Origin of the sequence: Pseudoalteromonas rhizosphaerae (genome assembly GCF_902498845.1) — a bacterium.
Lineage (GTDB): Bacteria > Pseudomonadota > Gammaproteobacteria > Enterobacterales > Alteromonadaceae > Pseudoalteromonas > Pseudoalteromonas rhizosphaerae.
Genome location: NZ_CABVLM010000015.1, coordinates 39696 through 55331, shown reverse-complemented (window position 1 = coordinate 55331; position 15636 = coordinate 39696). Strand labels below are relative to the sequence as shown.

Here is a 15636-nt window from a genome sequence, read left to right as displayed (position 1 = left end):
CAGTATAGTCGATTAAACACACAACTTGTACCTATATAGTAAAATTATTCTTTTAATTTATATCTCGATGACGGTTATAAACAGGAGCCCTTACAGCGTGTGCCTCCTCTTGTAAATTAAGCCGCAGTAATAGTGCTAATATTTAATAATAACCTTATAGATACAAAAAAGCCCTGTACGTGCAGGGCTTTAACCATCTGAATAATATTAGTTTAAATGCTAGGTACTAATTTAATTGCGCCCTGCTCTACTTTCATATCTAAAGGTAATTTACTTAATAGCGCAACCTTAGGATCATTCATATTTAATCTATAGACTGGGTTTACAGCTAAAAATCCGTTAATAACTTTCATTGCTTCATCATCAAGCACCGCTAGGTTTCCCTTAAAACCGCCCGCGTCGATAGTTGAATCAAGCAATTTTACATTCCGTAGAAATACCGCTTTTTTCTCACTATCATAAAATGGCGCACCTTCTATTTGCAGCTTCAGACGCACTGGGTATTTAAGTGCGAAAGCATTTATAACAGCACTCGAATCTGCACCTAATACGATTACATCACGATTATCAGGGCCGACATTTACGCTTAAATCATTCACATTAAACTGTACAGGTAACCCCATCAAGCTGACTTTTTCACTAAGTTTTGGTAATTGCTGGTTAAGTGCTGTTTCAATTTCGCTGCTAGTAAATGAATAAACAGATACGCCGTTCGTGGTGTTACAAGCAGAGAGTAATAAACAGCTAATTAATAAAATATACTTCATTGTTTTTCCTTTACTATAATATTATCGTCAAAAACCAAATAAAAACAAAAGCCGCACAACGGCGGCTTTATTTAATCTGCAGCGCCCTAGATTATTTAAATGCTAAATACCGCTTTTAAACGTCCTAGTGTGTCAGCATCAACTGAACCTTGAGCCAGAGCCAATAACTGTTTTAAGTAATAATGTAGATCAGCTTGTTCACCGCGATGCTTATCGTCAAGCATTGCAACCTGCTCAGCCATACGAGGTGATCCCTCAGGACTGGCAACATTAGCTAGAATTTCCATTCTTAACATCAGTTGCGTAATGGTTAAATGCGTATCAGCATTACCGTGCCATTGTGCAGGGATTGCTTGCTGGTTTTCAAGCGCATTAAATAAAGCGCTAAAATCAGCCTGTGCTGCTTGCTCTGTCAGCACGGCTAATTTACCATCAATGTTAGCTAATAGCTTTTGCATGCGGTTATTTAGTTCTTTGCTCCCTTCAAGCGCAATTAACTTAGTGCGTAAATCAAGTAATTGTGCTTTTTGATTGACCGCTGGTAATGCGTCTTCAAGTTCACTCAACTGTGCTGCGATAACTGCGTTGTCGGCGGCTTGTTGCTGTTTATGCTGAGCAAACTCTTCACTGCGTTTAGCAAATGTCACATCGTTGCATTGACGGAATTTTTGCCATAATGCATTTTCAGCTTTTACACCTGCAAAGCCTATTCCCTGCCACTGCTGTTGCAGCTCTTTGAGCTGCTGACAAGCATCAGCTAAGTCTTCACTTACTGATAATTGCTGTGCTTGTTCAACGAGTGCATTTTTTGCTGCCGCGTTGCTTTTATGAAACGCATTCAACGCATTGAATACTTGCTGTTGCTGCGCTTTATATTGTGTTTGCAAAGCACGGTATACTTTTGGCTCTACATTACCAGCATTACGCCATACTTTATTGATACGATTGTATTGGCTTTCAAACTCTTTCCAATCAAACTCATCGCTCGTCGTATCAGTATCAGCCAATGATTTCATCTGAGTGATAATCGCTTCGCGTTCAAGTTTCGTCGTTTCGCGCTGTTGTTCAAGTTGCGCAAAATGTTCACGACATGGTGCAAATAATAGCTCTATCTTGTCATCAAACTCTTTACCTTGCGCCTGCTCTTGCTCGGTATCTAAACGTCCAAGCTCATTCCAACGACGGCGTAATGTTTTCACTTCGTTTGCACGCGCCTTGGCATCTGTGCAAGGTTGATTGAGCAAACTGGTAATTTCAGTTAGTAGCTCTTCACGCTTAGGGGCAGACGCATACTTTTGCCAATCACGAGCATTTTCTAACTGCTGCTCAAGATCTGCTTTGACTTTTTCAAGACTTTGCTGACTAACTGGAGTTAACGTTTCATACAGCTCAATAAAGCCTTTAAACACACCAAATGCAACATTAAAACGGCCTTGTTCAATAAGGCGCTGAACATCGCGTCCTTTGCGAGTAGCTTGTTGCTGATTTTTTGTTAATGTATCACTAATAGGTGCAACAGCTTTATTCCAGCGTTGTTGTTGCTCATTTAATTGTGCTTTAAAAGGCCCTTGTAACGGCTTAGGTAACTGAGCTAAAGATGCATTCGCCGCTTTATACGTCTGCTTAAATTGGCGATTAGCCTCATCATAATTTGCTTGGTCAATATCGTCAGTGTTGATACTGCTCAAGTCTTTTAATAAAGTTTTAAAAACCCTGATCGCTTCACTAAGCTCTGGCAATTTAGCTACTTGCTTAAACAAACTTGTTAATCTGCCAGTCACTTGGTTTTTTTGCCCGCCGTCTTGCAGTTCGCTTTGTGTCAGTGTTTCCTGTGCTTGCGCAACTTTAGCTTCCAACCAATCTTGTTGTATTTGCTCTGGTGTTTCTAAACCAACTTGTAGCGCATTTTCAATTTCATCACTTAACGCTTCTAAATTTGCCAACGCCAATAATTGTCGTTGCTGCTGAGCTAACCGTTGTTGTTGTTGCTCATGCACAGCTTGTAATTGACTAACTAACTCATTTAATTTTTCGGTTAGTACGGTGTATTTATTTGCAACCGTCTCGCGTTGTTCTGGATTTAACCAAGTTAGATCAAGTGCCTGCCATTGCTGGGTTAACTCACCATATTGTTGAGTAACAAGCGCATAGTCTTGTTTTTCACGTAATGCATTAAGTTTTGCCAAAATAACACGAGTATCATTTTGTACTTTTAATGGCATTTCAATTGCTAAACGCTCATTTTCTATATGCGTCTCAAGGGCTAATTTTGCCTCATCATGTGCATGCTTAACTAAGCTTTTCACTAATTGATGGGTGATCACTTGCTCAACAAGGTGCACTTGTAGTTCGCTTGAACCTTCTTTGAACGCCTTTTCAACTAACTTAGGATTAGCCAAACGTTTTAATAGCTTCGCTCGTACTTGCAGTTCTTTTTCTGCAAATGCAAGTTTTTCAAGCGTTTTTACCGGAGCAAAACGCTCTATGTATTCGTTTTTAATTTGGCTAGATAAGTTACTTTCATCACTTAGTACGGCATTTGATATATGCTGCTCTGCTAATTCTTTTAAACTTTGATCTTGTTTATACGCCTGCCACCACAGCACTAAATCATTGACTTTATTAAGCGCTTTTTTACGGATCTCTGCTGAACTATCTTCCAGAGCTAATGCATTTAAAATCGTCGCATCACGCTCTACATCTAGCTTTTCAATTGCCTCTAAACGTACTTGTTGCTTTGGGTGCTTCCACTTCGGGGTAAAAAGGTGTTTAAAGATCATGTTCACTAAACCTTGCTATTTCGTTGTCTGCGGTAAATTCTTTTTGCAATTGTGCTTTGGTTTTTTGCACCATTTCACCATTAGAACCGATGGTGAATTGCTCATTTGTTTGCGCTACTTTTGCTTGGTAAAGCATGACTAATTGCACTGTCTGCTGCTTTTGCTCGTCACTGAGTACCGTGCCATCAGGCCACTTACCTGTTGCGGCACCATACTGGAGGCGTTCGAATAATTCTGGGGTAATTGTTTTTACGAGATTATCGATGTTCATGTCATTTTTTCTTTTTTAAAGTCACTAAAATAACGCGGTTTATTAAATACCAAATACAACCGATTGCAATGGCTGCGGAGCATGCGTACCACGATGGAGTTTCAGGTTCTGGATGTAAAAAGTATAAACTAAAGAATCCACCTAAAAATATCAGTAGAGCAAAAAAAGAGTGATTCATAAACATTTGCTGTTTTTGAATGCGTTTTTCGCGCGCTAGCTGTTGACGTTGTTCGTCATCAAGCTGCGCTACATTATTCTCACAGTGAGGGCACTGTTGGTGTTTATCGGATATTGACTTATTACAACTAGGACAACGAACAATTGCCATATCTTTCTCCATACTTCGCATAAAAATCTACGCATAAAAAAGGCGCCTTGCGGCGCCCTTTATTGTACGTGTTTTATTTGTCGTTGTCTTTTTTCAATTGCAGCCAAGAGCTGAGATCCGAAAAACAACGAGTATCTAATTTTTACAATAACCAAAACACCTCTGATTACGCCACTCAATCCTATAACTGAGAATCTTTTGATTGTTTTGCGAGACGCTTTTCCCAAAAAATAGCGTTTTTGATCCCTAACTTAACAGGGTCAAATGTGATATCTCCCCCTTTTTTCTTCTGATCTTCGTAATCGCGCAAACATAATAGCGCAGGTCTAGCCACAAAGAATATTGATAAAATGCCCAATATATTTATCCAAGCCATTAAACCCACACCAATGTCACCAATACTCCAGATATAACCAGAGCTGTTTACCATACCATATGACACCATAAACATAATCACAAATTTCACCATCACAAGCGGAATAGTGCCTTTAAAATAACGATTTAAATATGCAATATTGGTTTCAGCAATATAGTAATAAGCAAGTATTGTAGTAAAAGCGAAGAAGAACAATGCAATACCAACAAATGCTTCACCAAAACCACCAAACACACTGAATAAAGCCATTTGCGTGAAAGCAGCTGAACCAACTTCAGTTGCAGCATCAACGTTTTGTACAATAAATTGCCCTGCTGGTAATTCACCCACTACATTGTATTGCTGGGTAATTAAAATCATTAATGCTGTCGCAGTACAAACAAAAATAGTATCAACATAAACAGAAAAAGCTTGCACTAAACCTTGTTGGGCTGGGTGATCAACTTCGGCCGCTGCAGCTGCATGCGGTCCGGTACCTTGACCAGCTTCGTTAGAATAAATACCACGTTTTACACCCCAACCAATAGCGGCACCAAAACCGGCCTGTGCGGTAAACGCATCTGTTATGATTAAAGAGAAGATATCAGGTACTTTATCGATATTTAAAAATACCACGATTAAAGCTAATACTATGTAGCCTAACGCCATAAATGGCACCACAATTTGAGTAAAGTTAGCAATACGCTTAATACCACCGAAGATAATAAACGCTAAAACAATAAGAATAATTGCCAAAGCAACCAATTTAAAGCTACCGACTTCACCAAAACTCGTTGTGACCATAGTGCCATCACCAAACACTTGGGTAAACGCGTTGCCAACAGCATTGGCTTGCACGCCCGGCAGAAAAACACCACATGCAATAATTGCCGACACGGCAAATAAAATCGCCAGCCATTTTTGTTCTAAACAGCGATCAAAATAATATGCTGGGCCGCCGCGATATTGGCCATCTTCTTCTGTTTTATAAATTTGCCCTAATGTAGATTCGGCGTACGCGGTACTTGCCCCTAGAAAAGCCACTATCCACATCCAAAAAATAGCACCAGGGCCACCAAAGCCAATTGCTGCCGCTACACCGGCTATATTACCAACCCCTACTCGTCCAGATAACGACACAGCCAATGCTTGAAAAGATGAGATCCCTTTATCTGAGGTGTTAGGGCTAAATAGTAATTTGCACATTTCTTTAAAATGTCTAACTTGAGCAAATCGGGTTAATACAGAATAGAACAAGCCTGCGCCTAGGCATAAATAGATGAGTGCATTACTCCAAACAACATCATTAACAGCGCTTACAAAAGCTTCCATGGATATCCTCTATAGTTATATTTATTATTTTCTAGTTACGATACTCTGCTGTAGCTAATCAGAATGCGCGACATATGGCTATGGGAAATAAGGTAACAACATTACTACCTCCCCTGCAACTTTTTGAATATTAACTTAAACGATCTAAGTTTGTTAACACTTAATTTTCAAAACAACTACTTGTAAAACTTAATTAACCCTACGTGGTTTTATGCAGGTAACTTAAATATACGGCTCGAACAGAGCTTGGAAAAGATTTAAGTAACACATTAAACAAATATCATCGCTTTATTAGCGTCGCTAATGCCATTCATCGCGATTAAAAAAACTAAGGGCATCGATATGAATGATGCCCTTAGTACAAACGCGTTATCTTAATTTATCTACTACGTTAACAATCGCAGCCAAGGTGTCTTGGCCAAATTGATATGAACGGCGATCTGACCAGCCATAATCAGGATCTGGTAAACCATCGTTATCCTTAAATGGCATTTCAACCGTATAAGCAAGCGCTTTAAATTCTTCTGCAACAGCTGATGACCCCACCGTTAGATTGGCTTGACCTGGCTCATCTTTCGGGTAACCGTGGACATCTTGAAACTCAGGAGTCACTATGTGCAATGCCGCTTTAAAACTGTCTTCTAAGTCTTTTAAGCGTGCATCATAGCTTGGGATACCTTCACTACCGGCTACAAAGTTATATGGAATCGCTTCATCTCCGTGAATATCAAGGTGCATATCAACACCGGTCTCACGCATTTTATTTAGCACTAAATATACTTCTGGGCTATTTTCCATGCTTGGAGTTTGCCATTCACGATTTAAGTTAACTCCTTTTGCGTTAGTACGTAAATGCCCGCGAGCGCTGCCATCAGGGTTCATGTTCGGTACGATGTAAAATACCGCTTTTGATAACAATGCTGCTGCATGTGGATCTTCATCATCTAATAACTTATGTAATACACCTTCAACAAACCATTCGGCCATCGTTTCGCCAGGATGTTGACGGGCTGTTATCCAAATAGTTTTCTTATTTTCATCACTTTCGCCACCAATGCGCAGTACGCTCATATCACGGCCATCAAGTGTTTCACCTAAGGTTTCAAGCTGGCAGGCTTCTTGGCTTTGTGCCCATGTGATTAGGTCTAAGTGACGCTCGTAGCTATATGGTGCAAAGTAAGCAAAATAAACACAGCCACATTCTGGCTCAATCTCAAATGATAACGTGCCATCAGCATAGTTTGAAGGAACACGAAACCAGGTTTGGCGATCATATGATGCAACTGCCTGATAACCTTCCCAGCCGTCAGGGTAAGCTGAATTTTCAAGATTATTGATATGTAATTTATGGCTTTGAAAAGGTGTTGTTTCTAAACGGAAATGGAACCACTGAAAAAAATCAGATAAATGATCTTTATTGATCTCAAGCTGAATATTAAGTGGATCGGTCGCGGCAATGACCTTGATATTGCCACTGTCAAAATTACTGGTGATTTTCATTTTATTAAACCTATATATGAAAAATTAATCGCTAACTTATCGCTTGTTAGTTAGAAATTAAATAACGCCTCACTATAATGGACGCATTGTTATTAAAATGTAGCAAACTGGAGACAGCCTACCACATGGCTTGGGTTTTGAAAAAACATTCATGACTAAAAAAGCCAGCGAATGCTGGCTTTTTGTAAAGATTTTTAAGCTATTACCGATTAACGTGGCAAGCTTGGGAATGAAACCTCGGCCATATCGCGCATACAACGCACAACTTGGCAGCTGTAACCAAACTCATTATCGTACCAAACATAAAGTACAATACGGTTGTCATCAACGATAGTGGCGGTTGAATCAACTACACCCGCATAACGACTGCCGACTAAATCGGTAGACACAATCTCAGTAGAGGCCGTGTAATCAATTTGGTCGCGTAACTCTGAATGCAGAGCAGCATGGCGTAAGAACGAGTTTAACTCCTCAACCGTGGTGCTGGTCGCAAGGTTTAAGTTCAAAATAGCCAGAGACACATTCGGTGTAGGTACACGGATTGCGTTACCCGTTAATTTGCCTTCAAGTTCTGGTAATGCTTTTGAAACAGCTTTAGCTGCGCCAGTCTCAGTGATCACCATATTAAGTGCTGCGGCACGGCCACGACGATCTGCTTTGTGGTAGTTATCAATCAAATTTTGGTCATTAGTGTACGAGTGAACTGTTTCAACGTGACCATTGTTAATACCAAACTTATCATTAAGTGCTTTTAATGTTGGTGTGATTGCGTTGGTAGTACAGCTTGCTGCACAAACAATTTTATCTTCCGGTTTGATATCGTGGTTATTAACACCATATACGATGTTTTTGATATTGCCTTTCGCCGGTGCTGTTAATAGTACTTTTGCAGCGCCTTTTGATTTTAAATGTAAGCCAAGGCCAGCTTCGTCTTTCCAGATCCCCGTATTATCGACGATCAATGCGTTTTCAATACCATATGCTGTGTAGTCAATTTCATCTGGAGAGTTAGCATAGATCACCTGAATGTAGCTACCATTGGCTTTTATTGCATTACGTTCTTTATCAATGGTGATTGAACCATTGAAAGGACCATGAATTGAATCACGACGTAATAGGCTAGCACGCTTTTCAAGGTCGCCGTCTTTACCACCACGAACAACGATTGCACGTAAGCGTAAATCCGCATAAGGACCTGATTTTTCAATTAACAAACGCGCTAGTAAACGACCGATACGACCAAAACCATATAACACTACATCGCGTGGCTCTTTGGCTTGTGAGTTTACAATTTCAGCTAACTCGTCGTTTAAATATTCTTCGATAGAACGACCATTTGCAACATCGTTAAATAAATAACCATAAGCCAGTTTACCAATATCGATACGGGCAGAGTTTAAATCCATTTTGCTAATAGCTTCTAAAAACGGAAAGCTTTCGCGTAAACGTAGTTTAGTGCCTTCAAACTGCGCCACTGTTTTGTGAGATTTGATGATATCAATTGTACTGGCATTGACGAGAGGACGGCCATATACCGCGATTTCAATACCACGATTACGATAAAGCTTACCAATGATAGGTTGCATGCTTTCTGCGTAATCTTGGCGTTCTTGCCAACTATTTGTGTATTCTAACTCGTGAGATGAGGTCATTTTATTTACCTAATTAAACAATTTTTGAACGGATAGCCATAAGACGTATTGAATTTTGAGAGCAACACGCCTCAGTGGGCTTCGCTATTCTAATTTAAACTAACTTTATTCTCCACTGTTAGAGATCAATTCATTACGCTAGAATAACAAGGTAATTATTAAGGTGAGGTTAAGGGATGTTACTAAGAGCAAGTGTTTTACTGAGTTTGTTGGCATTAACTGGGTGTGAAGAACCGTTGACACTTGCAAAGGTGTGTAAAGAAACTCCAGGTTTATGTAATGATTTAAATACCGATAGTCACTGTAAAGCACAGCGTGCTGATGTGATCATGGCGCGTTACCATGAATACAAACAACCGACTGACGATAACAAATATTTATTATTAAAGGGTTTTGAAAAATACGATAGATGCGTATCGCTGGCGGCAAAAATTGAGCATATCAAGTTAAAAGAAAAAACCACCTCCCGCGTTGAAGCGCATTTAACCAGTATCAAGGAAATGACACGATTATTTCAAGATACCAAAAATACTAACCACCCTGGGTTGTTGTATTATCACTGGTCACGCAATAATGACCAATCAGCCCTGACTAAATTACTTGCGCTTGAAAACGATCCTAGTGTCACTGAGGACGCTGAAATCCAGTTTTTCTTAGCCAGCTACTATATTAAGTTTGATGAAGATAAGACCATAGACTTACTGTATAAAACGTTAGAGCTAAACAAAGCTGAGCAAACTCCAAACCCCGAAATATTCACCACATTGACCAGTTTGTTTTATAAGCAGGAAAAATATAAGCATGCCTATACTTTTGCAAAAATTGCGCAGCTTTCTGGGATAACCAATGTTGAAATATTCCCAATTGAACAGCAGCTAACAGCAACAGGAAAAAGTCTCAGCGGATTAGATACCCTCGCACAGCAAACCTACGACAGTATTCAAGCTGGGCAGTTTGTTTCACCACGGGATTTTTAATCGCGTTCAAACTTAGTTTATAGAAAAGAAAAAGGCAGCTGACGCTGCCTTTTTTAATTTATTTGCTCGTACCAACTTCAACACGAGTTTTGAGCTTTTGACCAGGTCGAAAGGTGACGACACGTCGTGCCGAAATAGGGATATCTTCCCCAGTTTTCGGGTTACGGCCAGGCCTTTCTTTCTTGTCACGAAGATCAAAGTTACCAAATCCAGAGAGCTTAACCTGCTCGCCTTTTTCAAGCGCTGAGCGGATTTCTTCAAAAAACGCTTCAACTAAATCTTTGGCATCCTTTTTATTGATCCCCAATTTTTCAAATAGGTGTTCAGCTATGTCGGCTTTAGTAAGCGCCATATCTAGTCCCTCAACGATGCATTAAACTGTTCGGCCAGTGCGGCCACCACGTTATCAACTACTAGATTGATATCTTTCTCTTCGAGTGTTCTATCAACCGCTTGCAGTGTTAGAGCAATCGCCAAACTCTTATAATTTGGCTCAATACCTTTGCCCTTATACACATCGAATAAGTTTAGGTCAACCAATTGATTTCCGCCAACTTTTTCTATCACTGATAAAATGTCGCCAGATTTCACCTGATCTTCCACTAAAATAGCGATGTCGCGGCGGTTTGAAGGGAACTTCGAAACCCCTACAGCCTCTGGTAAATTTCTTTTTTCAATGGCTGACATTTCAATTTCAAACACGTAAGTCGCATTATTGATATCTAACGATTTTTGTACTTGAGGATGAATAGCACCAAAGAAACCAACCTTTTTACCTTCAACATAAATCACCGCAGATTGGCCCGGATGTAAGCCATCTGATTGCTCTGCTTTGATTTCAAAACGCGTTATATCATTGGTTAATGAAAGTAATGCTTCAACGTCACCTTTTAAGTCATAAAAATCAACGGTGCGCTTTTCTTCAACCCAATGTTCACCATGTGCCAGACCAGTAATAGCACCACCGATAACTGCAACTTGATTTACGCCATTCTCTGCGTTTTCATCACGTAGAAATTTAAGGCCATGCTCAAATAAACGAATACGTGGCTGCTGGCGGTTTTGGTTATACATTACTGATGCCAGTAAACCTGGCATAAGGCTCACACGCATTGCCGACATTTCAATCGAAATTGGATGTGGCAAAATAAGCGCGTCACTGTCTGGGTGTAAAATAGCCTGTGCTTTAGGATCAACAAAGCTGTAAGTGATCGCTTCTTGATAACCACGAGTCACTAACGTATTGCGAAATTTGCTCACTGCAATATTGGCTTCGTTATGAGTGGTCATTTTTAATTTAGCAGTCGGTGCTACGTTTGGAATACTGTTGTAACCATATACGCGAGCAACTTCTTCAATTAGATCTTCTTCGATACGGATATCAAAACGGTAGCTTGGTACATCTGCACTCCACACACCATCGACAATTTTCACATCAAACCCTAAACGGGTTAAAATGTCGGTTACTTTCGCATCTTCAATATGATGACCAATAACACGGTCTAAACGCGCACGACGAAGACGTACTTCAGTGACCTTAGGAAGCTTATCTTTTGCAACAGCTTCAACTACAGGGCCTGCTTGACCGCCTACAATCTCAAGTAACAACGCAGTTGCACGTTCTATTGCATCATGTTGCAGCGCAAAATCCACACCGCGTTCATAACGATGCGATGCATCTGTGTGTAAACCATAGCTACGGGCTTGCCCTGCGATAGCAACTGGATTAAAAAACGCACTTTCTAATAGAATATCCGTTGTTTGCTCGGTAACGCCTGATTGCTCACCGCCAAAGATACCGGCAATCGCCAGCGCTTTGTTATGGTCGGCTATTACTAAGGTAGATTCATTTAACTTAGCAGTATTACCATCTAGTAATACCAGCTCTTCACCAGCATGGGCGCTACGTACTTTGATACCGCCTTCAATCGCATTTAAATCAAAAGCATGCATTGGATGGCCAAGTTCAAGTAACACATAGTTAGTTACATCAACCACAGGGTCAATTGCGCGCACGCCACTACGACGAAGCTTCTCAACCATCCAAAGTGGTGTTGTGGCGTCAAGGTTGATACCTTTGATCACACGCCCTAAATAACGTGGGCAGGCTTCATCGTTTACTAGTTCAATTGATACTTTATCATCAATAGTTGCTGCAACCGCTGGTATCTCTAGGGCTTTAACATCAATACTGTTAAGTACGCCCACTTCACGAGCGATGCCTTTAATACCTAAACAGTCACCACGATTCGGGGTTAAATCAACATCAATAATGTTGTCATCAAGGCTTAAGTATTCACGTAAGTCTGTGCCCACTGGTGCATCAAGTGGCAACTCCATGATACCGTCGCCTTCTTCGCTAATACCCAGCTCCACGAATGCACACAGCATGCCGTGAGACGGTTGACCACGTAGTTTGGCTTTTTTAATTTTAAAATCGCCCGGTAATACAGCGCCAACCATAGCTACTGCAACTTTGATACCTAAACGGCAATTTGGCGCACCACATACAATATCTAATAGCTCATCGCCACCGACATTGATTTTAGTTACACGAAGTTTATCTGCATCAGGATGCTGACCACATTCAACTACTTCACCGACAACAACGCCAGAGAATTCTGCCGCAGCGGGCTCTACGCCATCTACCTCAAGGCCGGCCATCGATAACTGTTCCGAAAGAGCCTGCGTGTCAATTGCAGGATTAACCCACTCTCTTAACCACTTTTCACTAAATTTCATGTTATTTCTTCACTCTTAACGGAACTGATTAAGGAATTTCAAATCGTTTTCGAAAAACGCACGTAAGTCATTTACACCATAACGCAGCATGGTTAAACGCTCTACACCCATACCAAAGGCAAAACCAGTGTATTTCTCTGGATCAATTCCCACTGATTTAAGCACGTTAGGGTGCACCATTCCGCAACCTAATACTTCTAACCATTTTCCGTCTTTACCCATCACATCAACTTCCGCTGAAGGCTCTGTAAATGGGAAAAATGAAGGACGAAAACGAATTTCCATATCTTCTTCAAAAAAGTTACGCAAGAAATCGTGCAAAATACCTTTAAGCTCAGTAAAGCTTACATCAGTATCAACCATCAACCCTTCAACCTGATGGAACATCGGCGTATGTGTTTGGTCGTAATCGTTACGATATACACGCCCTGGAGAAATAATACGCAGCGGCGGTTGCTCAGCTTCCATGGTGCGAATTTGCACACCACTGGTTTGCGTACGCAACACCAGTTTTGGGTTAAAGTAAAAGGTATCGTGATCAGCACGCGCTGGGTGATGCTCAGGAATATTTAGCGCGTCGAAGTTATGAAAATCATCTTCTACTTCTGGGCCAGATTTAACCGCAAAACCTAATTCGCCAAAAAAGCTCTCAATCCGCTCAATGGTACGCGTCACAGGGTGTAAACCACCTGTTGGCATAACACGACCGGGTAATGTTACATCGATTGTTTCAGCGGCTAATTTCTCTTCAAGGGCTTTGCTTGCTAATAATTCGCGCTTGTCGTTAATCGCAACTTGTACATCTTGCTTAGCTTGGTTAATTACTTGGCCTGCTTCTTTGCGTTCTTCAGGGGCAATTTTACCAAGGGTTTTTAATAGATTCGTGATTTCGCCTTTTTTACCAAGGTAGTTAACCCTGATATCTTCAAGCTGCGCGATTTCACTGGCACTGGCGACCGCCTCAAGTGCTTGCGCTAATATATTTTCTAAGTTCATTCGATACCTGATCTGTCACAGAAGGTGATTTAAGTAATAGCTAATGATAACTGAAAGCAATGGCTAGATTCCAGACCTTATACCAATCTTATTGAATTCTTTCCCATTCTGGTTAAGTAAAATGGGAAGTTAAACGATTTTGTAGAGAAAACTAGAGTTTTAGAGTGGATTTTATGAAAGGAATTGTCAATTTACGTTGTGCAGCCATCGAGGCATGGTCAAGTTTATCAAGCACATCAAGTAACGCTCGCATATCACGACTCAAACGCGTTAATAAAAAGCGCGCACATTCATCACTAAGCTCTAAACCGCGCATATTGGCGCGCTTTACTAAGGCTTCGGCTTTATCATCATCACTCATAGAACGGATTTGAAATGTCGTACCCCATTTTAATCGTGACTCAAGATCCGGCAGGCTAATATTTAGCATGTCTGGTAACAGATCCGCTGTCACTACCAAGCACTTACCCGGTTCGTTAAAACGGTTAAAAAAATTAAACAACGCTTTTTCCCACGCATCGTTACCTGCCACTAAGTGCACGTCATCAATACACAGCACATCAAGGGCATCTAAACCATCGAGCACCATAGGACCAAAATCAATCACTTCGCGCATTGATAGCAGCATAGTTGATAAACCATGCTCTTGAGCATGAATACAGGTTGCATACAGTAAATGCGATTTACCTGAATCCCCTAAGCCACACAAATAAGTATATTGAAAAGTGGTTGCTAAACTTTTAAAGGCATTTTTTAAATGACTCACTTCCAGTGAATTTTCACCACCAAAATAAGAGGCAAACGTTTCATCATCCGGTAACGTCACCGGCAATGCCATTTGCACCGGCTCCATTGCCGGCATTACAAACCAACCCATTGATATTCTAAATCGTCTTGCGCTGTCACAGGATAAAACGCACGAGGGTCAACAAAGGGTTGAAAAGCGCGGTCGAGCTCTAAGGCTTTTTGTAAATCATGCATACTGCCAGTATGATTTATCGCAAAACTAACCATATCAGCGGTACGAGCACGAATTGTCACTTGGGTAACCACGCTTAAGCTCTGTAGCTGACGTTTAGCAAGCTCTATATCGACAAAGTTAGTGGTGCCTTTTAATTTAAACACCGCTTGGGCAAGTTGCGTTGTAGAATTTGGATCAACCGCATATTCATTGGCCAAGCCTGCTGCTAAACTGTCAATCATTAAGGCTATGGCTTGTTGTTTATCACCGGTTACTCTGTTTGCTTCAAACAGCTCATCGTTAGTAAAACGCCAATCCAACAGCCAAACCTCACTGTCAGGTTGTTTGTATAAACGCGCAGTAATACTGCGCTCTGCACTATAGCGGCTTGATGCCTGCTCGACTGGCGTAGAGAAATTTCCCCACACTTCAGGTATTCCCACTAATGCACGGTCTTGTAAATCAAGTAATGGCACCACGACAGGCAAACCACGTCGCGCTGCGGTGCTATAAATTAGTTGCTCTAACTGCGGATAGCTTTCTTGGGTAACAAGTTCGCGACGCCAGTTATCTTCAATGGCAAGCCAAATAGCCACCAGCGGACGACGCGTCCCCCACAATGGTAAATTAAGTTCTTTGACGAGTGCGTTGATTTTGTTTGCTTCAAATTTAACCACGAGGTTAAGCTGACCATTGGCTTTTTCGTCGTATTCAAATTTGAGCATGTAATCTGATATATCTTTACTACGTCGCTGAGCCGTTGGGTTTTTGTCCGCATTTGGATCGCCACTGACCTTAACCAGTACATTTAGCAACGCTTCGCGGCTGGCGCTGAGTCGAGCATCGCGAGATTTGTCAGATACTTTTAATACGTCCTGATATAGATCAGTAACTTCAACCGCAGTTGCAGTGAAACTTAGGAAAATGGTGGTAATAGCAATAAATAATCTAGACACAGGGCATTAGTTCTTGGTT

The 15636-nt window shown here is 41.0% G+C and carries 13 protein-coding genes; 1 reads left to right on the top strand and 12 read right to left on the bottom strand.

Translation table 11 applies throughout. The features are described 5' to 3' along the window. Nucleotides 1-212: 212 nt before the first annotated feature. The 7 genes from PSR9079_RS19400 to PSR9079_RS19370 form a co-directional block, all read right to left on the bottom strand. Complete coding sequence (locus PSR9079_RS19400) at nt 213-767, bottom strand: YceB family lipoprotein (protein WP_149982914.1); 555 nt, start codon at nt 765-767, stop codon at nt 213-215. 95 nt (nt 768-862) lie between these two features. Then, nucleotides 863-3547, bottom strand: coding sequence for a DUF349 domain-containing protein (locus PSR9079_RS19395; protein ID WP_149982913.1), 2685 nt, complete (start codon nt 3545-3547; stop codon nt 863-865). Continuing rightward, on the bottom strand, nt 3537-3818 hold the full coding sequence (locus tag PSR9079_RS19390) for a YeaC family protein (RefSeq protein ID WP_016707757.1): 282 nt from the start codon (nt 3816-3818) through the stop codon (nt 3537-3539). Before PSR9079_RS19390 ends, PSR9079_RS19395 begins: the two co-directional genes overlap by 11 nt. 1 nt (nt 3819) lies before the next feature. Next, a complete protein-coding gene (locus PSR9079_RS19385; RefSeq protein ID WP_149982912.1) occupies nt 3820-4146 on the bottom strand; it encodes a hypothetical protein in 327 nt (108 codons plus the stop codon). A gap of 181 nt (nt 4147-4327) precedes the next feature. Further along, complete coding sequence (locus PSR9079_RS19380) at nt 4328-5833, bottom strand: alanine/glycine:cation symporter family protein (RefSeq protein WP_149982911.1); 1506 nt, start codon at nt 5831-5833, stop codon at nt 4328-4330. Between the two features lie 369 nt (nt 5834-6202). Further along, nucleotides 6203-7333 (bottom strand): M14 family metallopeptidase, encoded by a 1131-nt coding sequence (locus PSR9079_RS19375; protein WP_149982910.1) that lies wholly within the window; start codon nt 7331-7333, stop codon nt 6203-6205. Nucleotides 7334-7542: 209 nt separating this feature from the next. Then, a complete protein-coding gene (locus PSR9079_RS19370) occupies nt 7543-8985 on the bottom strand; it encodes a glyceraldehyde-3-phosphate dehydrogenase (protein ID WP_145241596.1) in 1443 nt (480 codons plus the stop codon). Nucleotides 8986-9161: 176 nt separating this feature from the next. Here PSR9079_RS19370 and PSR9079_RS19365 point away from each other — a divergent pair, with 176 nt between their 5' ends. Continuing rightward, nucleotides 9162-9962 (top strand): DUF2989 domain-containing protein, encoded by an 801-nt coding sequence (locus PSR9079_RS19365; RefSeq protein ID WP_149982909.1) that lies wholly within the window; start codon nt 9162-9164, stop codon nt 9960-9962. A gap of 58 nt (nt 9963-10020) precedes the next feature. Here PSR9079_RS19365 and ihfA read toward each other — a convergent pair whose 3' ends face one another. The 5 genes from ihfA to PSR9079_RS19340 all read right to left on the bottom strand — a co-directional run bounded on the left by ihfA (nt 10021) and on the right by PSR9079_RS19340 (nt 15617). Continuing rightward, a complete protein-coding gene (gene ihfA / locus PSR9079_RS19360; RefSeq protein ID WP_016707763.1) occupies nt 10021-10314 on the bottom strand; it encodes an integration host factor subunit alpha in 294 nt (97 codons plus the stop codon). A gap of 2 nt (nt 10315-10316) precedes the next feature. Continuing rightward, the gene (gene pheT / locus PSR9079_RS19355) at nt 10317-12704 is read right to left on the bottom strand and encodes a phenylalanine--tRNA ligase subunit beta (protein WP_149982908.1); all 2388 of its coding nucleotides are present in this window, start codon (nt 12702-12704) and stop codon (nt 10317-10319) included. Between the two features lie 15 nt (nt 12705-12719). Next, a complete protein-coding gene (pheS, locus tag PSR9079_RS19350; RefSeq protein ID WP_145241591.1) occupies nt 12720-13700 on the bottom strand; it encodes a phenylalanine--tRNA ligase subunit alpha in 981 nt (326 codons plus the stop codon). Between the two features lie 151 nt (nt 13701-13851). Then, entirely contained in the window at nt 13852-14562 is a 711-nt protein-coding gene (gene hda, locus PSR9079_RS19345; RefSeq protein ID WP_179959227.1) for a DnaA inactivator Hda, read from the bottom strand. Next, nucleotides 14562-15617, bottom strand: a complete 1056-nt coding sequence (locus PSR9079_RS19340) for a DUF2066 domain-containing protein (RefSeq protein ID WP_149982907.1) — start codon at nt 15615-15617, stop codon at nt 14562-14564. Before PSR9079_RS19340 ends, hda begins: the two co-directional genes overlap by 1 nt. Nucleotides 15618-15636 lie beyond the last annotated feature (19 nt).